The organism is Geomonas sp. Red276, assembly GCF_054784495.1.
The window spans coordinates 96,783-118,486 of record NZ_BLXW01000008.1 but is presented as its reverse complement, the minus strand read 5'-3'; the positions used below and the strand labels follow the sequence as shown (position 1 = coordinate 118,486).

The following is a 21,704-nucleotide window of genomic DNA, read 5'->3' as shown; positions in this document are numbered from 1 at the left end:
TGGCGCGTTGCCGACATTTTCCCTCATGCTTTCTTCAGCGCTGCCGATGTAGAAAGAGAAAGCGCGATCAAAGCACGAAAGTGGGGGGCGGTATGGAGGCTAACAGCAAGATCCTTCTCGAAAGCGGTACCAACGAGCTCGAGATAGTGGAGTTCAGGATCGACGAGGTCGATGCCAAGGGGAACGTGGTTCCCTGCTATTTCGGCGTCAACGTCGCCAAGGTGCGGGAGATCATCCGGCTGCCGAACCTGCGCAAGGTGATCAACGCCCACCCCGCGGTCTGCGGGATGATCAAGCTGAGGGAACAGGTCATCACCCTGATCGACCTCTCCCGGTCGCTCAACAAGAACACCGACGGCATCGCCGCCGACCGGGTCATCGTCCTCGAGTTCAACCGGATCGTGGTGGGGATGCTCGTCCATTCGGTCTCCCGCATCTACCGGATCTCCTGGGAGAACGTGGAGCCGCCGGTCAAGGCCATCCACGACGCCAACATCACCGGCGTGGTCAAGATGGAGGACCGGATCATCCTGATCCTGGACTTCGAGAAGATCGTCAGCGAGCTCTCCTTCGGCGAGGCCCTCTCCCGCCCCAGCGAAGAGCTCCTCGCCAACGCCCCGGCCAGCCGGAGCGAAAGGACCATCCTGGTCGCCGACGACTCCAAGTTCATCCGCAGCACCATCTCCAGCTCCCTGCGGGACGCCGGCTACCAGGTGCTCGAGGCCGAGAACGGCGAGGACGCCTGGGCGCAGGTGACCAGCATCCGCGATCGGGCCGCCCAGCAGGGGAGCCCGATCTCCCAGCTGCTCAGCATGGTGATCACCGACATCGAGATGCCGCGCATGGACGGCCTGCACCTCACCGCGCTGATCCGCAAGGAAGCGGCGCTCGACAAGATGCCGGTGGTCCTCTTCTCCTCGCTCGCCAGTGACGACAACAAGGCCAAATGGAAGAACCTGGGCGCCAACGACATCCTGACCAAGCCGGACCTTCCCAACCTGGTGGAGCGGGCGGACAGCCTCGTTCTCTGACCCATCCCCTTGAACTTTCCGTGGTGGTCCCGCTCTTCAACGAGGAGCGGGCCATCGCCTCCTTCCTGGCCGGACTCTCCCTCCAACAAGCGATCGCATTCGAAGTCGTCCTCTCCGACGGCGGCTCTTCCGACGGCACCCTCGCCGAGGTCTCCCGGCTCGCCCCCGGCCTCCCCTTCCCGGTGAAGGTGGTGGCGGGGAGCAAGGGGCGCGGCGCCCAGCTCAACCGGGGGGCCGCCGAGGCCCGCAGCGGGATGCTCCTCTTTCTGCACGCCGATTCGGCCTTCGGCGACCCCCTCTCCTTCCGCAAGGGGGTCGATGTCCTCGAGCGGGCCGGGCGCGCGGGCGCGCGGCCGGTCGCCGGCCACTTCCCCCTCACCTTCGCCTTCCCCGGCCCCCCGCCGCTTCCCTACCGCTTCTACGGCGCCAAGGCGGCCCTCGACCGCCCGGGGTGCACCCACGGCGACCAGGGGTTCCTGATCCCCCTCCCCCTCTTCCGCGAGATCGGCCCCTTCGACCCGGAGCTCCCGCTCATGGAGGACGACGTGCTGGCGGAGCGGATCCGGCGGGAGGGGCAATGGGTCCTGCTCCCCTCCCCCATCGCCACCTCGCCGCGGCGCTTCCTCGCCGAGGGGCTCCTCCCCCGCCAGACGCTGAACGCCATCCTGATGGACCTGGCCGCCGTGGGACGCCTCGACCTGATCGAATCGCTCAGGGAGACCTACCGGAGCCAGGACCAGACCGGCCGGCTCGATCTTTTCCCGTTACTGGAGGATCTTCAGGTGCGGATAGCGGGGCTCCCGCCGGCGGAGCGGAGGGATCTCTGGAAGAAGACGGGGAGCTACGTGCGGGAAAACGCCTGGCAGATCCCGTTCTTTCTCGACGTGGCCATGAAAAAGGCGGCCGGCGGCGAGGGGGGAATCTTCCTCTCGCTGCACGACCGCCTGGTGGGGAGGGTGCTCGACAATCGGGTGGCGGATCTGGCCGCCTCCTGGCTGGTACGGCTCTGGTTCCGGCTGGTCCTCAGGCGGTGCCGTCGATGATGGCGCCGTCGGCCTGCAGGTAGGACTTGAGGCGGGGGGCCTCCTCCTCGCCGAGGTCGACGAATTCGATCCCGAAGCCGGCCGGCAGGGTGGACTTGATCCGCCCGTTCTCCTCGTTGAGCCAGGCGACCCGCCCCTTGACCTCCAAAAGGAGCGGGTTCTCCCCTTCCAGGTAGAAGGCCACCTTGACCGGCGTGTCGCGCACCACCTTCTGATGGCTCGCCACGAAGATGCCGCCGTCGCTTATGTCGAGGGCGTTGGCGCTCAGGGAGCTGTTGCCGAGCAGGACGAGGACGGGGAAATGGCAGGGGAGACGGAGACCGCGGCGGTCGACCGAGCTGGTGTAGCGGCGGGCCATCTCCAGGAACTCCCGGCGCTGGACCGGCTTGGTCAGGAAGTCGTTGCACCCGGCCCGGACTGCCTTCTCGCGGTCCTCGTCGTGGCCGGCGGTGGTCAGGATGATCACCGGGGTGTCGCAGATGAAGGGATCGGCCTTGATGGCGGCGCAGCACTCGAGCCCGTCCATCTCCGGCATGTGCATGTCCATGAAGACCAGGTCGGGAGCCTCATTGCGGATGACCTCCAGCGCCTCGACCCCGTTGGAGGCGGTGAAAACGTCCACCTCCGAGATCTTCAGGAAGCTCTTCTCCAGTTCCAGCACCAGCCTGGTGTCGTCGACCAGCAGTATCTTCGCTTTCGCCACCTGACCCCCCCGTCACCCGGCACGGCGCCGCCGCACCCCGTTGAATTTTCCGATCGGCCCGAACTCTCCCCGAACTCCCCCCCTTTGGGAAAGGGGTGGCCGGGGGGATTTCACCACGCGGCCTCCGACTTCGCATCCCCTGGTCCCCTTTTTCAAAAAGGGACTTCCCGGGAGAGCGCCCATCGTCAACCGGATTGAATTTGTTGGCAATTAACCAACATTGCCCGGGCTTTGTCAACGCAAAATTAATGATTCGGCGGGGTTTCAGCATTAATCTGAGCTAGACGATCACCCGCATGAAGTCATCGAGGGAACGGAGCCTGAGCGGAGCGCAGCCGAAGTAGTCGCCGTCGCACTGGACCGCCTTGTTCCCGGAGATCTCGAGCTCGTCGGCGGTAAAGACGGTGACCCCGCTCCCCTCGGCGACCCGGCCCGCGAGGAGCAGGAGAAAGAGCTTGAAGTAGCCGGTCCTCCCCCCCTTGATGCAGATCACCTGGAATCCCCGGGCGAAGAGGTCGGCCTGGGGGGCGAGCATGAAGTCGCCGGCGTAGCGGGCCGCGTTGCAGACGATCACGCTGTGGCACTCCACGCTTTTCCCTCCGCCGGTCACCGTGAGGCTCCCGCGGTCCCAGTCGCGCATGACCCGGAAGGCGGAGAGGGCGTAGGCCCCCTTCCCGAAGCGCTTCTTCTCGGCCAGCCGCACCCCCTCGACCACGGCGCCGTCCACCCCCACCCCGGCCATCAAGAGAAAGCGCCGGGGCTCCCCGCCGCAGGAGATCTCCCCCACCGAGACCGGCCGCGAGCTGCCGGCCACCACCCGGGCTAAGGCGTCCTCGATGGTGGCGATCTTCAGCTCGCGGGCCAGCACGTTGGAGGTCCCCATGGGAACCACCGCCAGGGTGGCGGCCCCGGGAGCGAGTCCGTTGAGGATACCGTTGACGGTGCCGTCCCCGCCGGCCACCACGATGAGGGGATCTCCCTCCTCCGCGCAGAGGCGGGCGGCGAAGAGGGCGGGATCCGCCGCGCTCGCGGTGGGGAGGAGCTGGGGCTCCAATCCCCCCTCTTTCAGGGTGGCCATGATCCGGTCTACTTTTGGTTGGGAATAGCTTCCGGAGGTAGGATTGACGATCACGAAACAGCGGCGGGCCAAGCGGTCACCTCGAAGATGAAGTATTATTCCCTCGCCTCTTTAGGGGTCTATTCCCCTCGCCTCCGGGAGAGGGGCGGGGGTGAGGGAGGTTCTAAAATCTACCCTCACCCGGCCTCCGGCCACCCTCTCCCGAGGGGAGAGGGTAGGTGGAAAAGAGTGAGAGCGATTTAAACACCGGCAGATATACCCCATTTCCCTTCCGATCTCAATCGCCTTTAGCACCCTCGAGTTTTCCCGCCTCCTTCTCGGCGTTGGCGAACTTGTGCATGCTCTCCAGCATTTCCCGCAGGCGCCGGTCGACCAGGAAGTTGACGCTCCCCTCCGGGTAGCGGCCGGCTTCTCCCGGCTCGCCGGCCGGCACCCCGGTGAGGATCTCGATCCCCTGGTCGATGGTGCTCACACTCCAGATGTGGAAACGCCCCGCCTCCACCGCCTCCACCACCTCGTCGTTGAGCATCAGGTTCCGCTCGTTCAGGGAGGGGACCATCACCCCCTGGCCGCCGGTCAGCCCCTTCGCCTTGCAGAGGGCGAAAAAGCCCTCGATCTTCTGGTTCACCCCGCCGATCGGCTGCACCTCCCCGTGCTGGTTGACGCTCCCGGTCACGGCAATCCCCTGGCGGACCGGGAGCCCCGAGAGGGCGGAAAGGAGCGCGTAGAGCTCGGTCGAGGAGGCGCTGTCCCCCTCGATCCCCTCGTAGGACTGCTCGAAGCAGATGGAGGCCGAGAAGGAAAGCGGCTTGTCGTTGCCGAAGCGTCCGCGCAGAAAGCCGGTAAGGATCAGCATCCCCTTGTCGTGGATCGGCCCCGAGAGCTTGACCTCCCGCTCCACGTTGACCATCCCGGCGCGGCCCAGGGAGACCCGGGCGGTGACCCGGGAGGGACGCCCGAAGCTGTAGTCGGCCATGGTGAGGACGGAGAGCCCGTTGATCTGGCCGACCACCGAGCCGTCGGCGTCGCAGAGGATGGTGCCGTCCGCCAGGTACTCCTGGATCCGTTCCTCGATCCGGTTGGAGCGGTAGATCTTCTCGTCGATCGCCTTTTTCACCCATGTGTGGTCCACCACCTGGGCGCCCCCCCGGCTGGCCCAGAAACTCGCCTCGCGGATGGTGTCGGAGAGCTCCATGAACTGGGTGGTGAGGCGCTCCTGGTCCTCGACCTGGCGGGCGGCGTACTCGAGGAGCGCGGCGACGCCGCCGGGGCTGAAGGGGAGGAGCCCCTCCTTGCGGCAGTGGGCGGCCACGAAGAGGGCGTAGTCCTGCATGATCTCGGGGGTACGGTGGATCCTCGAGTCGAAGTCGGCGCGAACCTTGAAGAATTTGCGGTAATCGGGATCCAGGTAGAAGAGGAGGTAATAGATCCAGAGGGAGCCGATCATGATGATCTTCGCGTGCAGCGGGATCGGCTCCGGCTTCAGCGACACCACGGTCATGAAACGGTACTGCTCGAGGACGTCCTCGATCCGGATCTCCGAGTTGCGGATGCAGCGCTTCAAGGACTCCCAGGCGAAGGGATTGAGCAGCACCTCGCGGGCATCCACGATGAGGTAGCCGCCGTTGGCCCGGTGCAGCGCCCCCGGCTTGATGAGGGTGAAGTTGGTGGTCGCCACCCCTCCCATCTGCATCACGTTCTCGATGCGGCCGAAGAGGTTGTTGTAGGTCGGATTACTCTCGAAGATGATGGGGGCGCCGGAGTCCGGGTCGTTCTCGACGACCACGTTCACCTCGTACCGCTCGAAGGTCGGCTCCTGCCGGGGGAGCTTCAGGCCGGGTATCTGGGGGGGAGGGGTCTGGGGCTTGAAGTCCTCCAGGTTAAGAAGGAGGTCCTCCTGCACGGTCTCCAGGTAGTGGAGCACCTTCTGGAAGCCTGCGTACTTCTCCTTGAGGGGGTCGAGGTGGTGGCCGATGGCCGAGATGCCGAGCTCCCGGTCGAGGCGGGCCAGGTCGTCGCGAAGCCCCTTCTCGTTTTCCCGGACCTGCCTCAGGGCGTCGTTGAGCTTCTCGGTCAGCTCGCGGCCGATACCATCCATCCGCTCCCGCTCGTCCTTGTCGAGCCCCTCGTACTCCTCCTGGGTGTAATTGCGCCCCTCCTTCTGGGGCACGATCACCAGGCCGGAGACCGTCCGCTGCAGGGCGAACCCCTGCTCGGAGGCATCCTGTTCGAGCTGGGAGAAGATCTCGCCGTTTCTCTCCTGGTACTGCTCGATGATGGAGACCCGGTCGCTCTCGTACTCCTTGCTCTCGAGGGCGGAGGGGATGTTGGAACGGACGTAGTCGAGGAGCTCCTGCATGTCGTCGGCGAACTCCGCCCCCTTGCCGGCGGGGAGCGAGATGGCCAGGGGGGAATCGGGGGCCTCGAAGTTGTTGACGTAGCACCAGTCGGCCGGCGGGGGGCTGTCCATGGTCCGCTTGCGGAGCATGTGCTCGATGGTGGTGCTCCGGCCGGTACCGGGCTCGCCGGCCAGGTAGAGGTTGAACCCGTGGCTGGACATGCCGAGGCCGAAGTCGATGGAGGTGAGGGCGCGCTGCTGGCCGATGCTCCCTTCCAGACCTGAGATATCGGAGGTGGAGTTGAAGGTGAAGAGGGAGGGGTCACAGACCCATCTCAGTTTTTCGACGGGGACTTTGCGATCGGATTCCGACATGGGAGCCTCCTTGGGCAGCGGCGATCCGGCAGGGGAAGAAAGCGGCGGTCTCCCTTTTTGTGAGCCGCCTCAGCAGCGCGGCAGCCGGCTTTCCAGCCGTGGGTGAAACCGCTCGCCGACCAGCGCTTTCACCTGGTCCATCGGGGGAGAGTCCCCCCTTTCCCGCGACAGGGAGGTGATGGGGCACCCCTCCATCCCGCACGGGTTGATATGACGAAAGGGCGAGACGTCGGGGGCGACGTTGAGGCAGAAGCCGTGCATGGAGACCCAGCGTCTCACCCCGACGCCGATGGAGGCGATCTTCCCTCCCTCGCTCCAGACCCCGGTGCGCCCCGCCACCGTGTGCCCCGGGACCCCGAACTCCCCGGCAACCTCCACCAGGAACTCCTCCAGGAAGCGGAGGTAGCGGTGCAGGTCCCGGCCGCGGCGGGAGAGGGCGAGGATCGGGTAGCCGACCAGCTGCCCCGGGCCGTGGAAGGTGACGTCCCCGCCGCGGTTGATCCGGATGGCGTCGATGGCGGGGTCGAGGAGGTTGTCGAGGCTCCCGGCCGAGCCGATGGTGTAGACCGGCTCGTGCTCGAGAAGAAGGAGCGCCTCTCGTCCACCCTGCGCCACCTCCGCCACCTTCCGCTCCTGCCAGGCCAGCGCCTCGGCAAAAGATATGGTTCCCAGATCGACCACTTGCATCGACGCTCCTAAGGTTCTTTTTGTTCTCATGCCATCAAGATCTTCCCTTCTTCCCTTCCTTATCCCTCTCCCGGAGGGAGAGGGGATGACTATACAAGGGGCAGGGGAGGGTATCTCACGCGTGAATCGCCTTCTTGTCCACGTCCAGCGCCGCCTCCCTGAGAGCCTCCGAGAGGGTGGGATGGGCATGGATGGTGAGGGCGATGTCCTCGGCACTCCCGCCGAAGCTCATCACGGTGACCGCCTCGGCGATCATGTCGGAGGCGCGGGGGCCGAGGATGTGGATGCCGAGCACCCGCCCCCCTTCCTTCTCCGCCAGCACCTTCACGAAGCCGTCGGTCTCGTCCATGCACTTGGCCCGGCCGTTCCCCATGAAGTTGAACCGGCCGACCTTGTACTCCACCCCTTCCTCCTTGAGGGCCTCTTCGGTCTTGCCTACCGAGGCGGCTTCCGGCCAGGTGTAGCAGACCCCGGGGATGCAGCCGTAATCGGCCAGGCTCGGCTCCCCCTTCATCCGCTCCACGCAGACCACCCCTTCCTCGGAGGCCTTGTGGGCCAGCATAGGGCCGGCGATCAGGTCGCCGATGGCGTAGATGCCGGGGACGTTGGTCTGGTACTCGCCATCGACCACCACCCGCCCCCGGTCCAGCTTGATCCCGAGCTCCTCGATGCCGAGCCCCGCGGTGAGCGGCTTGCGCCCAACCGCGACGAGGATCTTGTCACACTCGATCTCCTGGTTGCCTCCCTCGCTCTCGACCCGGGCCACCAGCTTGCCGTCCCGCTTCTCGACCCCGGCCACCTTGGCCTGCATCACGAACTGCATCCCCTGCTTCTTGAGGGAGCGCATCAGTCCCTCGGCGACCTGGCCGTCGCTGCCGGCGACCAACCGCGGGAGCATCTCCACCACCGTAACCCGGGCGCCCAGCCTAAGCCATACCGATCCGAGCTCCAGCCCGATGTATCCCCCCCCGACCACCAGGAGGTGCTCCGGCACTGCCGGGAAAGAGAGGGCCTCGCGGGCGCTCACCACGCTCTCGCCGTCGAAGGGGAGCGCGGGGATCTCCACCGCCTCGCTCCCGGTTGCGAGGAGCACCTTGCGGGCCGATACCGTGGCCCGGGAATCCCCCTTCACCTCGACCCGGTGCACCCCGTTGCCGTCCGCCCCTGCCAGCCGTCCCTCACCGGCGAAGGAGGAGATGCCGTTTTTCTTGAAGAGGAAAGCGATGCCGTCGGTGAGCTTCTTCACGACGTCATCCTTGCGCGCCATCATGCGGCCGACGTCGATGGTCGGGGGAGCGACTTCGATCCCGTGGTGGGCGAAGCGGTCGCGGGCCAAGTGGAACAGTTCGCTGGAATCGAGGAGCGCCTTGCTCGGGATGCACCCCTCGTTGAGGCAGACCCCGCCCATGGCGGAGCGTTTCTCCACCACCGCCACCTTCATTCCCAACTGGGCCGCCCTGATGGCTGCCACGTAACCACCCGGTCCGGCGCCGATCACCACCAGGTCGAAGATCTCTTCAGACATGCCTCGTCCTCCTGAACGTTAGCGGCCGGCAGGAGCGCTGCCGCCGATTATGTGAGATGAAATAAAAGGAAGGGGAGTCGCCTCCCCCTAAACTATAGCCGGTTTCTTCAATGCTGCCGCCGGAGGGTTCCCGCCCCTTCAAGGGGAGAGAGAGGGTGAGGATGGAGATCACTCCCTACCCCTCCAGCAGCATCTCCTCCGGCTCCTCGATGTACTCCTTGACCTGCTTCAGGAAGCCGACCGCCCCCTTGCCGTCCACCAGCCGGTGGTCGTAGGAGAGGGCCAGGTACATCATCGGGCGGATCACGATCTGGCCGTCCCGGACCACCGCCCGGTCCTGGATCGCGTGCATGCCGAGCACGCCGCTTTGGGGGGTGTTGAGGATCGGAGTGGAGAGGAGCGAGCCGTAGATCCCCCCGTTGGAGACCGTGAAGGTACCTCCCTCCAGGTCGGAGACCGCCAGGCGGTTGGTGCGGATCTTCTCCCCGAACTCGGCGATCTGCTGCTCGATCTGGGCAAGCGTCATCCGGTCCGCGCTCCTCAGGACCGGGACCACCAGCCCCTTCTCCCCGCCCACGGCGACGCCGATGTCGCAGTAGTGGTGATAGACGACGTCATCCCCCTCGATGCTGGCGTTCACCTCCGGGAAATCCTTCAGCGCCTGGCAGCAGGCCCGCACGAACAGCGACATGAAGCCGAGCTTCACCTGGTGGCGCTTGAGGAAGAAGTCGCCGTGCTGCTTGCGGAGCTCGATGACCTTCGACATGTCCGCCTCGTTGAAGGTGGTCAGCATGGCGGTCTGCAGGCGCGCCGCCACCAGCCGCTCGGCGATCCGCTTGCGGATGGGGGGCATGGCCTTGCGGGTGATGCGACCTTCCTCCGAGGATGGCGGGGCCGGGGCCGGGGCCGGGGCCGGGGATGGCGGAGCGGCGGCAGCAGCCGGCGCTGGCGGCGCGGCAGTGGCGGCGGCCTCGCGTGCCTGCGAGCGGCCACTCCCCTTCACCGCCGGGGTGAGCGTCAAAGCGGGCTCCGGCCCGGCGGAAGCCGCCTTCTGGAGGTCCTCCACGGTCACACGGCCGCCCCGGCCGCTCCCCTTCACTTCCCGCGCATCCATCCCCATCTCGCGGGCGAGCTTCCGCCCGGACGGGGACATGGGGGGCTCGGGGCCGGAGGGGGGCTCCTTGACCGGCGGGAGGGTGGGCTTCGGCTCCTCCACCGGGGGCTTCGGCGGTGCCGGCTCACCTGCCGGGGGAGCCGTCTCAGCGGTGGCACCCTCCTCGATGGTCCCGATGACCGCGCCGATCTTTACCGTCTCCACCTCGGGAACCAGGATGTGCAGGACCCCGTCCGCCTCGGCGGTGACCTCGAGGGTAATCTTGTCGGTCTCTATCTCGCAAAGCGGCTCGTCCTTGGCCACCTGCTCGCCATCCTTCTTGAGCCACCTGGCAATCAGCGCCTCGAACACCGATTCGCCGACTGACGGGACCTTGATCTCCATAAAAAGCTCCTTTTCAAACAAGTTCGTAAGTCTTTAAAAACAGTTCTATGTTCTAGGTTCTATGTTCTAGGTTGGAGGCTTTGCGGACTCTTTTGAAATGCAAAACAGAGAGAGCTCTCCGAGGTCCATGCTTTTCAACATAGAACCTAGAACGTAGAACATAGAACAGCAGTTAGCGTTTGTCGTCGTTAGATTCCCAGCGCCTCGCTGACGATCCGCTCCTGCTCCACCCGGTCCAGCCGGTGCGAGCCGGAGGCCGGCGCCGCCGCCTCGGGACGCCCCACGTAGCGCGGGACATGGCCCAGGATGTCGGTCAAGACCGGCCTCATGAACCGCCAGGCGCCCATGTTGTGGGGCTCTTCCTGGACCCAGCTGAAGGGGACGTCGTTCGGGTAGCGCTGCAGCTCGTTGCGGAGCTGGTCCACCCCCAGGGGGTAGAGCTGCTCGACCCTGACCAGGGCGGTCCCCTGGAGCTGGTCGCGGGCGATGCGGTCGGCGAGGTCGTAGTAGATCTTCCCGGTGCAGATCAGGACCTGGCGCACGTTCCCCTGCTGGGGCGGCTCGGCGATCACCTCGCGGAACTGCCCGCCGGTCAGTTCCTCTACCTTGGAGACGCAGGAGGGATGACGGAGAAGGCTTTTCGGGGTGAAGAGGATCAGCGGCTTCCGGAAACTCTGCACGATCTGCCGCCGCAGCACATGGAAAAGCTGGGCCGGGGTGGAGGGATAGACTACCTGGAGGTTGCCGGCTGCGGAGAGGGCGAGGAAGCGCTCGATGCGGGCGCTGGAATGCTCGGCCCCCTGCCCCTCGTAGCCGTGCGGGAGCATGAGCACGAGGCCGCTGGAGCGCTCCCACTTGGCCTCGCCGCTGGTGATGAACTGGTCGATGATGACCTCGGCGCCGTTGACGAAGTCCCCGTACTGCGCCTCCCAGATGACCAGCGACTCGGGGGACTCGAGCGAGTACCCGTACTCGAATCCCAGGACCGAAAATTCGGCGAGCATGCTGTCGAAGGCGCAGAAGGCGGCCTCGCCGGTGGCTGCCGTGGTGAGGGGATAGAAGGGTGACCCGGTGACCTGGTCGAATAGGGCCGCGTGACGGTGGCTGAAGGTGCCGCGGCGGACGTCCTGGCCCGAGATGCGGACGCTCACCCCCTGGTTGAGGAGGGTCGCATAGGCGAGGGTCTCGGCGGTCCCCCAGTCGAGCGGTCCCCCTTTCTGCACCGCTTCGCGACGCTTCTGCAGGAGGGCGGCCACCTTGGGATGGGGATTGAACCCCTGCGGGGTAACGGAGATCTTCTCGGCGAGGGCCTGGATGACCTCCTCCCCCACCGCGGTATGCACCGCCCCCCTCGGGATTGCGGGCTTCATGCCGCTCCAGCGGGCCAGGAAGGCGGACTCGCGGGGGACGGATTCACGCTCGCTCGCCAGGCGAAGCTCCTCGACCACCTCGGCCTCGATCCCCTTCAGGCTCTCGGCGTCGTACCCCTCGGCGATCAGCTCGTTCTGGTAGAGTTCGTGGAGTTGGGGGCGGAGCTTGATCTGCTGGTACATGAGGGGCTGGGTGAAGTACGGCTCGTCCCCCTCGTTGTGGCCGAATCGGCGGTAGCAGATCACCTCCACCACCACGTCGCGGTGGTAGCGGTCCCGGAAGGCCAGCGCCAGCTCGGTGGCATGGAGGACGGCCTCCGGGTCGTCGCCGTAGACATGGAAGACGGGGGCGTTGACCATCTTGGCGGCATCGGTCGCGTAACAGGTGGAACGGGCGTCGGCGGGGAGGGTCGTGAAGCCGATCTGGTTGTTGAGCACGATATGGAGGGTGCCGCCGGTGCGGTAGCCGGCCAGCTGCGACAGGTTGAGGGTCTCCGCCACCACCCCCTGGCCGGAGAAGGCGGCGTCGCCGTGGATGAGCAGGGGAAGGACCCGGGTCTCCCCGTCGCTCCCCAGGCGGTCCTGGCGGGCGCGTGCCTTTCCCTCCACCACCGGATCGATCGCCTCCAGGTGGCTCGGGTTGGCGGCCATGGTCAGGTGGATGGAACGGTCGCCGGCGACGGTGAAGTCGGCGGAATACCCCTTGTGGTACTTGACGTCCCCCTCCCCCACCACCCCGAACTCGGAGTTATCGGCGAACTCGGCGAACATGTTCTCGTACGGCATCCCGAAGATGTTGCAGAGGACGTTGAGCCGGCCGCGGTGCGGCATCCCGAGCACCACGTCGGTCACCCCGAGCTCGGCCGCCTTCTTGATCGCCGAGTCGAGCATCGGGATCAGGACGTCTCCCCCTTCCAGGGAGAAACGGGTCTGCCCCGGGAACTTCTTCTGCAACACCCGCTCGAAGAGCGCCGCCTCCTTGAGCTTCCGGAGGATGGTGAGCCGCCGGTCGCGGTCGAACTCACCCCGGTTGCAGGTCGGCTCCATCTGGTCGATCAGCCACTGGCGCTCCTCGGGGGACTGCAGGTGCATGAATTCGACCCCGGTCGAGCCGCAGTAGGTGCTCCGCATGACCTGGACGACTTCCCGGAGCGTCACGGGACTCTTGGTGAACCTGCGCGTGTGGAAGGAGGTGTCGAGGTCGGAGGTGTCCAGCCCGAAGGCGGAGAGGGCAAGGTGCGGGTGCTCGAGCTTGCAGGGTGAGAGAGGATCGGTACAGGCCAGGAGGTGGCCGATGTCCCGGTAACGGTAGATGAGGGATTGAACCCCCGAGTGCTTCATGAGCTCCTCGACGGTGCAGGGAGCCCCCCCTGCCTCTCCGCGAGGAGCAAGGCCCAGGTCGAAACCGGTGAAGAAGGCGCGCCACTCTTCGGAAAGGGCTTCAGGATTCTCCTTCCAAAGCTGGTACTGGTTCTCGATCCACAGGGGACTCACATTGTCCGGCATTCCCATCGTCTGCTCCTTTTCGGTTTCATGAGCGTCCCGCGCTCATGAACTTATCGAAGTTTAGCAGATGAGGTATTCCTTTCAAGGGGTCGATTTCCTTGCGTAACGGCGGACAGTGACGTTCTCGGTGGTGATGAGTCCCCCATCGAGCATCTCCTCGATCTTCGGGATGACCGCTTCGCACTTGGCGGGCTCGTCGATCACCTCGACCACCACCGGGAGATCCGAGGAGAGGCGCAAGAGCCTTTCGGAGTGGATGCCGCTACGGGGGCCGAACCCGGAGATCCCGCGGAGTACGGTGGCGCCGATGAACCCCTCCTTGCGGAGCATTTCGACCAGCGCCTCGTAGAGGGGGATGTGCCGGAAGCGGTCACCCTCTCCAATGAAAACCCTGATCAGGGTCAGTTCCTCGGCCTCTGCGTGATCGGACATAGCTCACTCCCTATGGGTGGTAAGGTGCCGGGGGTGCGTTGCCAGCCGCCGGGCTACTGGAACTTCCATCCGACGTTGACTCCCCAGATATCCGAGGAGGAGTCGGGCTGATAGATATAATTAGCGCCGGAGAGCTTGAGGGGGGACTGGGTGAAGCGAAATCCCTGGTAACTGAGGCTCACCTTCAGCTTTCCGACGGTTACCCCGCCTTCCGCGAAGGCGCTCCACTCTCCCTGGGGCCGGACGGTGGCGGAGTTGACGGTGTTACTTACATAGAAGGGGTACTTGGCCCCTCCCTCCAACTCCAGGGTGGTCCGCTCCGCCAGGGGATACCGGGAACGGAGCCCCGCCAGCCAGTACCAGCTCTGCCACGCCTCGGTGTAACCGGAGGCCGGACCGACCTGGGTCATGGTGTCCTGCAGGTCCCGCAGCCAGAAGCGGTAGCCGATCCCGCCGAAGGGCTCCACCGTCACCCGCGCGAGCCGGATACGGTACGCGAGGTCGAGCTCTTCGCGAACGCCGAAGTAGACCACGTCGGTCTTGGCGGGGACGGGGGTGAGCCCCTGGGTCTCGCCGTCGTAATCGACCTTGCCGCCGAAGATCTCGCCCCTCCCCCGGAAAAGCACCGGCGTGTCGGTGGCCACCGTTCCCACCACGCCGAGGGCGAAGATGGCCCCGCTCTCTTTGAGCCGGGTCCGTCCGCCGTAGTACTCGTCCCAGTAGTGGTGAAGCGCCGAGAGGTACGGGGTGACCTCTTCGAAGGAGGCGGCGGATGCCGCCCCCGCACAGCAAATGGACATCACCGCGGCGATCGGGAGCAGCGTGATCGTCTTGCCCAGTCCCATTACTCCTGGCTTTCTCCCTTCTTCTTGCGCGGCGAGCGGGGCTTGCTGGCAGGCTCTTTCTCCGGCAGGGTCCCCGCCTCGCCCGCCTTGGGAGCGGCGGCGGTCTCCTTTTTCGCCTTACCGGTAGCCTTCGCCCCCTTGGCAGGCTTGGCCTTCGCCTCCCCCTTCGCCTCGGGTTGCGGTTCGGCCTTGGTTTCCGGCTCCGGCTGGGCCTTGGCGGCAGTGGACTTCGTTGCCCGCTTCGCCCCCCCCTTCGCCTTGGGCGCCGCCTCGGCTTCGCCCTTTCCGGCCTCGCTCTCCGCCTTAGGAGCAGCCGCGACCGGCGCCTTGCCGGCAGCCTTGGAGGCAGCAGCGACCGGCGCCTTGGCAGCAGCCTTGGGGGCCCTGGCTTTTCCTTTCCCAGCGGGCTTGGAGGTACCCGCCCCCTCGCCTGCTTCGGCGGCGGGTACCGGCTCGGCGATCGCCGCGGCGGGTTCCAGTTTGGGCGCGGCGGGCTCGGCCTGAGCGGCGGAGGCCACGGCGGCGGCAGGCTCGGTCCCCTCCTTGGCCTTGGTCCCCTTCCCTCCCCTCTTGCGGGACGGCTTGGCGGCAGGGGCTTGCGAAGCGGTGACGTTCGCCGGCTCCTGCACCACTACCTCCTGGACCACCTCGGGCGCCAATTCACCGGCCACCCCTTGGACGGCGGGTTCGGCAGCGGCCACGTCCTTGGCCGCTTTGCCCCCCCGCTTCCCGCGGGAGCGGCGACCCTTGCCATCCGGGCGAGGCTCCTCACCGGCGGCCTCCTCCATCACGGCAGCCTCGACCACCTCGGAAACGTCGGCGGCCGGGACTTCCTGGACGGAGGAAGCGGCTTTCCCGGTGGTCTCGACCACTTCCGGGGTAACCGCGCCCTCCTCAGCGGGCTTCTTCTTGGAGCGACGGCTTTTCGCCGTCTTGGGTGCCGCGGCACCTTCGGCGGCAGCTTCGCCGGCGGCGGGAGCCGCCGCTTCATGGGGCACCTCGGCGGGCGCCGTTTCGGGAGCTATCTCCCCGGCAGCGGCCTCGCCACCGGCCTCGCCTGCGGCGGCCTCGGCAGCAGCCTCATGGGCGCCGCCTTTGCCCCGCCGTCTCCGGCGCCGGCGCTTCTTCTTGTGCTCATCGACATGCTCCTCGCCGTGCTCCGGATGTTCGGCGGTTTCGGCGGCTTCGGCGCTCGCCCCTTCGGGAGCCACTTCCGCCGGGAAGAGCCCGGCAGGCGCTTCCGGGAGGTCGATGGCCACCTCGGCCTGTTCGGCGGCCTGCGCCTCGGCGCCCCCCCCTTTGCCCCGCTTCCGCTTGCGACGGCGCTTCTTCTTGTGTTCCTCGTGTTCCCCTTCGGTGAGCACCCGCTCGCCCCCCTCCGGTTCCACAACCAGGGCGACCGGCACCTGCTCGGGCCGCTCTTCTTCCTCGGCGTGGGCGGCCGCCGCGGCGGGCACCGCCTCGGTGACTGCCTCGACCACCGCCTCGGCCTCCGCCGCCCCTTTCCCTTTCTTTTTCTTCTTCTTGCGCCCCTCGGCCGGAGCCCCTTCCTGGACGGCCCCCTCCTCCTTGGCCGCCTTGGCGGCCGGCTTCTCCTGGGGGACCTCCTCCTGGGGGATTTTCTCCCGCTTGATGAGCTCGAGGTCCATCTGGTTGAGGAGGTAGGAGGGTTTCCCCTTCACCGTGACCTCGATGTCGTAGTCGCTTTCGATCCGGGAGAGCTCGCGCCGCTTGCGGTTTAAGAGGTAGTAGGCGACCTCCAGCGGGAGGCTTCCGAGCACCTCGGCCACCGTCCCCTTGGCCGCCGCCGCGTGCACCTTTCTCAGGAAGGAGAGCGCCATCGCCTCCACCGACTTCACCTTGCCGCGCCCGTCGCAGTGCGGGCACTCCAGGGTGGAAGCCTGGTGGATGTTCTGGCGGATCCTCTGGCGGGACATCTCGAGCAGGCCGAACTCGGAGATGCGGGAGACGTTGACCCGCGCCTTGTCGGCCTTGAGCGCGGACTTGAGGGTCTTCTCCACCTCGATGTTGTGCTTTCTCTCCCGCATGTCGATGAAGTCGATGACGATGAGACCGCCCAGGTCCCTGAGCCTGAGCTGCCGGGCGGCCTCCTCGGCGGCCTCCAGGTTGGTCTTGAAGGCGGTGTCCTCCACCCCCTTCTCGCCGGTCGACTTGCCGGAGTTGACGTCGATGGAAACGAGCGCCTCGGTCGGCTCGATGAAGATGGAGCCGCCGGACTTGAGGGGAACCTTCTTCTCGTAGATGAGGTCGATCTGCTCTTCCAGCTGGTAGCGGGAGAAGATGGGTCGCTTCTCCTGGTGCAGCTTGACCAGCTTCTCGAACTGGGGATCGATCTCCTTGAGGCAGTCGCGCACGTCCTTGAAGACGTCCTTGCTGTCGACCAGCACCTCGTCGATGTCGGAGGAGAAGTAGTCGCGGATGGTCCTGATGAAGAGCGCCGACTCCTGGTAGATGAGCCCGGCCCCCTTGCCGGAGAGCCCCTTCTCCCGGACCCCCTCGTAGAGGGCGACCAGCGAGTCGAGGTCCTTTTGGAGCTCCTCCCTGGTCCTCCCCATCGCCTCGGTCCGGATGATGTAGCCGTACCCCTCCGGGATGGTCATCTCGGAGATGATCTCCTTGAGCTTCTTCCTTTCCGACTCGCTCTCCACCTTGCGGGAGATCCCGGAGGAATCGCTCCCCGGCATGAGCACCATGTAGCGCCCCGGCAGCGACACGTAGGTGGTGAGGGCACTCCCCTTGTTGTCGCGCTCCCCCTTCTCGACCTGGACGATCAGCTCCTGCCCCCGCCTCAGGATCTCCTGGATGCGGGGACGGCGGTGCCGCTGGTCCTCGGAGATGTCGTCGCGCCACTTGTAGTTCTCGGGGTGGATCTCCCCCATCTGCAGGAAGCCGAGCTTCTTGAGCCCCACATCGACAAAGGCGGCCTGCAGCCCCGGCTCCACCCGGACCACGACGCCCCGGTAGATGTTGCCGCGGATCTGCTCGCTCCCGGCGATCTCCACGTCGAGATCGACCAGTCTTCCGTCCTCAACGATCGCTACCCGCGCCTCTTCGGCGTGCAGTGCATTGATCAGCATCTTTTTTGACATAAATTGGTTGTTTCCTTTCCTTTTGGCCGGCGCGGCACCGGATGATGCTCCGGCGTCCTGCGCGCCCAGTTTGGTATCGGCTCCCCCAAGGGTGCCGTCATTCTCTATTTGCAAGCCCATTAGCGGGCGGCAATGTTAATGAAAAACTTTGCGATTATAGCAGAAGAATTCCTCCTCGCACATAAAAAACGCAGAGGTTCAGCGGGATTTCCCAACTTTCGCCCTCCCGCAGACCGGGAGTAATTATCATTAAGGAGGCGCGGGGGTCGGGAAAACGGTGCCTATCCTCCCCCCCGCCGGCGACCGCACCAATGAAAGCATCGCCCCGTGCCTTCTATAATTAAGGTTTGACGAAGTCGACTTTCATGTTATTTTGCCCTAACTTCTCCCGCTGGCAAGGGATATGCTTTCATCCTCGTTTTTCTGGAGCCCCGATGGTGCGAGACTTTCAGAACGTTGGCGCTGTGGCCCATGTCATCCAGCTCTCGGTCGCTCCGGTCTTTTTGCTGACCGCGGTGGGGACCATGCTGGGGGTCATGATCAACCGGCTGGCGCGGGTCATCGACCGGGCCCGCCACTACGAGGGAAGACTCGAGACCGCCCGCCCCGAGGACATCGCCAAGCTGCACGACTCCCTGGCCACCCTCCGGCGCCGTGCCGACCTGATCGGCCGCGCCATCTTCCTCTGCACCTCCACCGCCGTCCTCGTCTGCACCGTGATCGCGCTCCTCTTTCTGGGCGACTACCTCCGGTACGACATGTCCCAGCCGGTCGCCCTCCTGTTCATCCTGGCCATGCTGATGCTGGTCATCGGGCTGATCCATTTCCTCAGGGAGGTCTTCGTCGCCAAGGCGAGCCTCAGGATCGGCCCCAACCGATAGCCCCCCCCGATTGCAAGGAGAATCCGATGAGACAGCTCCTCCCCGTTTTCGACAGCCACCTCCACATCATCGACCGCCGTTTCCCGCTGGTCCCCAACCAGGGGTACCTTCCGGACGATTTCACCTGCGAGCAGTACCTGGCCCGCACCGCCTCCTGCAACCTCAAGGGGGGAGCGGTCGTGTCGGGTTCCTTCCAGGCCATGGACCAGGAGTACCTGGTGGACGCGCTCGGCAAGCTCGGCCCGGGCTTCGTGGGGGTGACCCAGCTCCCCGCCACCGTGAGCGACGACGAGCTGGTCCGCCTCGACAAGGTCGGGGTACGGGCGGTCCGGTTCAACCTGAAGCGGGGAGGGTCGGAAGGGGTGGAGCACCTGGAGCGGATGGCCCGCCGCGTCCACGAGCTGGTCGGCTGGCACGTCGAGCTCTACGTCGACTCCCGCGATCTCGGCGAGCTGAAGGAGACGCTGGCCTCGCTGCCGGCGGTGAGCATCGACCATCTCGGGCTGGCCAAGGAGGGGTTCGGGACACTGCTGTGGCTGGTGGAGCGCGGGGTACGGGTGAAGGCGACCGGGTTCGGCCGGGTGGACTTCGACGTCAAGGGTGCCCTGAAGGAGATCTGCGCGGCCAACCCCGCCGGCCTCATGTTCGGCACCGACCTCCCCTCCACCAGGGCACCACGCCCCTACCGGGACGAGGATCTCACCCTGGTGCTCGATGCCCTGGGCGACGAGCTGGGGAGAAGGGCGCTCTACGACAACGCGGTCGCCTTCTACCGGCCGTGATTGGCGGGCCTGCGCCCCGGCGGGAGTGACAACCGCCCGAAGGCCTCCCGCAGATCCTCCACCGGGGTGTTGACGTTGCGGAAGGATTTTTCGTACGAACTGTCGGCGAAGACGATGCTGTTTTCCGGCATGAAACGGCTCAACTTCGACTTTAAGTCGAGCGCGATGAGGATGGCCTCTTCCAGGGTGGGAGGAGCCGCCATGGCCTTCTCCATCACCGACAGGACGTAGAGGAGGGCAACCTCCGCCTCGACCAGCTCGATCCCCACCGAGACAATGATGTTGCTTCGCCGCAGCTTGAAGAGCAGCGCGAAAAGTCTCGCCTGGTTCTCCTCCTCCATGGCCAATTTAAGCCAGAGATGGGAAGGCTCCCGCTCGGCCTTGAATAACTCAGCGAAATAATGGTAGAGCTCGGCACACCGCAATTCGACCGCCTCACAGACCTCCAGCACATCGCTGCCGCCAAGCCCTATACCAGTGCTGCCGCTATCGTGATCCATTTACCTGCTCCTCCGCAAATAACTGATCATGGTCCTGGCACTGCCTAACAGTATATTTTATATTGACTTTTATGCAAGATTGATTGATTTTCAGGGAAAATGATTCATAGTTGCAAGTGCCGTCCTTTCTATGCCAGATACAGTACTCACTCTGTCTTCCTTTATCAACAGAAATATTTAATATTACTCAATGCCGGGAATTTTATTCATAACAGACTCTCAGTATATTGCCTCTCTGGCTGAGAACCTGCAATTGCTGATAGACCAACCGCTGGCAGTGGAGAACGATCTTTCTGCCGGGATCAGGCACATCTTCGATGACCGCCCCGACCTGATCCTTTTCCAGGGGACCGTCGGGGGGATTCCCTGCGACAAGGCGGCCCGGCAGGTGAAGATGCTGCTCGGCGGGACCCCCGCACGGCTGATCCTCCTCTCCGACGACGGCTCTCGTCCCCTCGGCGACACCTTCGAAGAGGTCCTCGATCTCCGGGTTTCCTTCGACGACCTGGTCCTCAAGCTCCGGGAGATGGTGGCATCGCCGGAGAGCGTGCCGGCCGCCGCGGAGGAGGAGCCCCCCTCCATCGACCTGGCCGACGCGGTGGAAATCACCCTGCCGGAGGACAAGATCGAGGAGTTCTGGACCTACACCACCACCGCCGATGACGAGGTCGACAACTGGGATTTCGCCGCCGAGGCCGGGGAGAGTCCGCAACCGGTCGCCGAGCAGAGCGAAATCCCGCCTGCCGGCCCTCCGGTCGGCGACGAGCTCGGGATGCGGGTCACCACCGACGAGTTCGGGCTGCCGATCTACGACCTCCCCGCCGGGAGCTTGTCGGACGACTGGGACGATCTCCCCCTGCCGGTTGTGGACCCGCTCCCGGCCGAGCTCTTTCCGCGGTCTGCGGCCGGCGCCGCGCCCCCTCAATCCTCTCCGCCTACCGTCGAGGAGGACCACTGGACGACTCCGGTACCGGGAGAAGAGCCATCCGCCGCGGAGCCTGCCGAGCCGGAAACCGCGCCAGAGCCTCCCGCCCTGCCCGATCTCCTGGCCGAAGAGCTCCTCCCCGACATGGAAGAGCTTCCCCCGAAACTGCGCTACGCCCCCCCGATCATCCCGACCTACGACCGGGTCGAACGCGAACGTGCCGACCGGCTGTTCGGGAACATCTCCGAAGAAGGGAACGACCAGCCGCCGGTTCCCATTCAGGAGCCGAAGCCATCCGAAGGGAACGCGGCAGGCAAGCGGGTTTCGAAATCGGGATCGCGCGGAAAGGTCACCACCCCGGCAGAGCAACACGCCCAGGGGATCAGGAAGGCCGGGCCGCCGACCCCCGCCCCAATAGACGACAACCTCTTCCAGGCGCCGCCCGACGAGTTCGACGCCGGCTCGGTGAAGATCGACCAGAGCGCATCCGCCCGCAAACCTGCGGTCTCGAGCGCCACCGTCGCGCTGGCGGGCGCCGTGGTAGTCTGCCTCGTCTTGGCGGCCGCCTATCTCTGGCCGCGCCTGCAGATCGGCAAGGGCAGCGCCCCGGTGACGCCTGCGCCGGTGCAGAGCCGTCCGGCGGCAACCGCGGCGGCCCCGTCCGCCCCGCATGAGCTTCCGGCCTTCATCCCGAAGGGAGCCGCCGATGCCTCCTACGGCGCCACCCACCCCGGATGGGAGCGTTACCAGGCGGACGGTCTCGAATACCTCGTGTTCCGCGATCAGGGGGCGATCAGGGCCATCCAGGTCGTCGCCAAGGAACAGGGGACCATCACGGTGCCGCTGGTGAAGACCTGGGTGCTGATCGCCACCGGTGCCGAGCTCCCTGCCGCCACTACGGTCCGCCAGCAAGGAGGCTTCGAGGTGAGCGGCGGCTTGCTGGCCAACGGCGCCGAGTTCGCCCTCTACCGCAGCGTTCCCGAAGGGGACCTCCGCGGCTTCGTCCTCTCGCTCCCGGCGGCCGCTCCCGCGCCAGCCGGGGGCCAGAACCCACCGCGCTAGTCCAAGACCAATT

16 protein-coding genes are annotated in these 21,704 nt (G+C 65.8%); 5 read left to right on the top strand and 11 right to left on the bottom strand.

The features are described 5' to 3' along the window. The first annotated feature begins 92 nt into the window (after nt 1-92). Both ACYVL5_RS07940 and ACYVL5_RS07935 read left to right on the top strand, forming a co-directional pair. The gene (locus tag ACYVL5_RS07940; RefSeq protein ID WP_460595023.1) at nt 93-1,031 is read left to right on the top strand and encodes a chemotaxis protein; all 939 of its coding nucleotides are present in this window, start codon (nt 93-95) and stop codon (nt 1,029-1,031) included. Between the two features lie 20 nt (nt 1,032-1,051). Beyond that, nucleotides 1,052-2,074, top strand: coding sequence for a glycosyltransferase family protein (locus tag ACYVL5_RS07935; protein WP_460595022.1), 1,023 nt, complete (start codon nt 1,052-1,054; stop codon nt 2,072-2,074). On the opposite strand, the gene ACYVL5_RS07930 is transcribed toward ACYVL5_RS07935, so the two are convergent. The 10 genes from ACYVL5_RS07930 to ACYVL5_RS07885 form a co-directional block, all read right to left on the bottom strand. After that, nucleotides 2,055-2,777 carry a response regulator gene (locus tag ACYVL5_RS07930; protein ID WP_460595021.1) on the bottom strand — a complete coding sequence of 241 codons (723 nt, stop codon included), beginning with the start codon at nt 2,775-2,777 and terminating at the stop codon, nt 2,055-2,057. The two genes, ACYVL5_RS07935 and ACYVL5_RS07930, sit on opposite strands and share 20 nt — an antisense overlap. 280 nt (nt 2,778-3,057) lie before the next feature. Further along, nucleotides 3,058-3,927, bottom strand: coding sequence for a diacylglycerol/lipid kinase family protein (locus ACYVL5_RS07925; RefSeq protein ID WP_460595020.1), 870 nt, complete (start codon nt 3,925-3,927; stop codon nt 3,058-3,060). Nucleotides 3,928-4,132: 205 nt separating this feature from the next. Then, nucleotides 4,133-6,568, bottom strand: coding sequence for a Lon protease family protein (locus ACYVL5_RS07920; protein WP_460595019.1), 2,436 nt, complete (start codon nt 6,566-6,568; stop codon nt 4,133-4,135). Between the two features lie 69 nt (nt 6,569-6,637). Continuing rightward, on the bottom strand, nt 6,638-7,255 hold the full coding sequence (lipB, locus tag ACYVL5_RS07915; protein WP_460595018.1) for a lipoyl(octanoyl) transferase: 618 nt from the start codon (nt 7,253-7,255) through the stop codon (nt 6,638-6,640). 115 nt (nt 7,256-7,370) lie between these two features. Then, nucleotides 7,371-8,780, bottom strand: a complete 1,410-nt coding sequence (gene lpdA, locus ACYVL5_RS07910; RefSeq protein WP_460595017.1) for a dihydrolipoyl dehydrogenase family protein — start codon at nt 8,778-8,780, stop codon at nt 7,371-7,373. A 175-nt stretch (nt 8,781-8,955) separates the two neighbouring features. After that, nucleotides 8,956-10,278, bottom strand: a complete 1,323-nt coding sequence (odhB, locus tag ACYVL5_RS07905) for a 2-oxoglutarate dehydrogenase complex dihydrolipoyllysine-residue succinyltransferase (RefSeq protein ID WP_460595016.1) — start codon at nt 10,276-10,278, stop codon at nt 8,956-8,958. 188 nt (nt 10,279-10,466) lie between these two features. Next, entirely contained in the window at nt 10,467-13,160 is a 2,694-nt protein-coding gene (locus ACYVL5_RS07900) for a 2-oxoglutarate dehydrogenase subunit E1 (protein WP_460595015.1), read from the bottom strand. A gap of 75 nt (nt 13,161-13,235) precedes the next feature. Beyond that, nucleotides 13,236-13,586, bottom strand: a complete 351-nt coding sequence (locus ACYVL5_RS07895; protein WP_460595014.1) for a DUF190 domain-containing protein — start codon at nt 13,584-13,586, stop codon at nt 13,236-13,238. Nucleotides 13,587-13,639: 53 nt separating this feature from the next. Continuing rightward, on the bottom strand, nt 13,640-14,431 hold the full coding sequence (locus tag ACYVL5_RS07890) for a hypothetical protein (RefSeq protein WP_460595013.1): 792 nt from the start codon (nt 14,429-14,431) through the stop codon (nt 13,640-13,642). Beyond that, nucleotides 14,431-17,541 (bottom strand): Rne/Rng family ribonuclease, encoded by a 3,111-nt coding sequence (locus ACYVL5_RS07885; RefSeq protein WP_460595012.1) that lies wholly within the window; start codon nt 17,539-17,541, stop codon nt 14,431-14,433. The genes ACYVL5_RS07890 and ACYVL5_RS07885 overlap by 1 nt, the downstream gene beginning before the upstream one ends. Before the next feature lie 434 nt (nt 17,542-17,975). Between ACYVL5_RS07885 and ACYVL5_RS07880 the strand changes: the two genes are divergently transcribed. Further along, nucleotides 17,976-18,422 carry a DUF2721 domain-containing protein gene (locus tag ACYVL5_RS07880; protein WP_460595011.1) on the top strand — a complete coding sequence of 149 codons (447 nt, stop codon included), beginning with the start codon at nt 17,976-17,978 and terminating at the stop codon, nt 18,420-18,422. Nucleotides 18,423-18,448: 26 nt separating this feature from the next. After that, nucleotides 18,449-19,204 (top strand): amidohydrolase family protein, encoded by a 756-nt coding sequence (locus ACYVL5_RS07875; RefSeq protein WP_460595010.1) that lies wholly within the window; start codon nt 18,449-18,451, stop codon nt 19,202-19,204. Here the strand turns inward: ACYVL5_RS07875 and ACYVL5_RS07870 are convergent. Continuing rightward, a complete protein-coding gene (locus tag ACYVL5_RS07870; RefSeq protein ID WP_460595009.1) occupies nt 19,192-19,704 on the bottom strand; it encodes a rubrerythrin in 513 nt (170 codons plus the stop codon). The two genes, ACYVL5_RS07875 and ACYVL5_RS07870, sit on opposite strands and share 13 nt — an antisense overlap. Before the next feature lie 253 nt (nt 19,705-19,957). On the opposite strand from ACYVL5_RS07870, the gene ACYVL5_RS07865 reads away from it, so the two are divergent. Further along, nucleotides 19,958-21,691, top strand: a complete 1,734-nt coding sequence (locus ACYVL5_RS07865) for a hypothetical protein (RefSeq protein ID WP_460595008.1) — start codon at nt 19,958-19,960, stop codon at nt 21,689-21,691. Nucleotides 21,692-21,704 lie beyond the last annotated feature (13 nt).

What these genes read in the sequence shown, in the direction of transcription:
- ACYVL5_RS07940 (WP_460595023.1), top strand. Translation starts at nt 93, where the DNA reads ATGGAGGCTAACAGCAAGATCCTTCTCGAAAGCGGTACCAACGAGCTC.
- ACYVL5_RS07870 (WP_460595009.1), bottom strand. Translation starts at nt 19,704, where the DNA reads ATGGATCACGATAGCGGCAGCACTGGTATAGGGCTTGGCGGCAGCGAT.
- lipB (WP_460595018.1), bottom strand. Translation starts at nt 7,255, where the DNA reads ATGCAAGTGGTCGATCTGGGAACCATATCTTTTGCCGAGGCGCTGGCC.
- lpdA (WP_460595017.1), bottom strand. Translation starts at nt 8,780, where the DNA reads ATGTCTGAAGAGATCTTCGACCTGGTGGTGATCGGCGCCGGACCGGGT.
- ACYVL5_RS07895 (WP_460595014.1), bottom strand. Translation starts at nt 13,586, where the DNA reads ATGTCCGATCACGCAGAGGCCGAGGAACTGACCCTGATCAGGGTTTTC.
- ACYVL5_RS07900 (WP_460595015.1), bottom strand. Translation starts at nt 13,160, where the DNA reads ATGGGAATGCCGGACAATGTGAGTCCCCTGTGGATCGAGAACCAGTAC.
- ACYVL5_RS07920 (WP_460595019.1), bottom strand. Translation starts at nt 6,568, where the DNA reads ATGTCGGAATCCGATCGCAAAGTCCCCGTCGAAAAACTGAGATGGGTC.
- ACYVL5_RS07885 (WP_460595012.1), bottom strand. Translation starts at nt 17,541, where the DNA reads ATGTCAAAAAAGATGCTGATCAATGCACTGCACGCCGAAGAGGCGCGG.
- ACYVL5_RS07880 (WP_460595011.1), top strand. Translation starts at nt 17,976, where the DNA reads ATGGTGCGAGACTTTCAGAACGTTGGCGCTGTGGCCCATGTCATCCAG.
- ACYVL5_RS07890 (WP_460595013.1), bottom strand. Translation starts at nt 14,431, where the DNA reads ATGGGACTGGGCAAGACGATCACGCTGCTCCCGATCGCCGCGGTGATG.
- odhB (WP_460595016.1), bottom strand. Translation starts at nt 10,278, where the DNA reads ATGGAGATCAAGGTCCCGTCAGTCGGCGAATCGGTGTTCGAGGCGCTG.
- ACYVL5_RS07875 (WP_460595010.1), top strand. Translation starts at nt 18,449, where the DNA reads ATGAGACAGCTCCTCCCCGTTTTCGACAGCCACCTCCACATCATCGAC.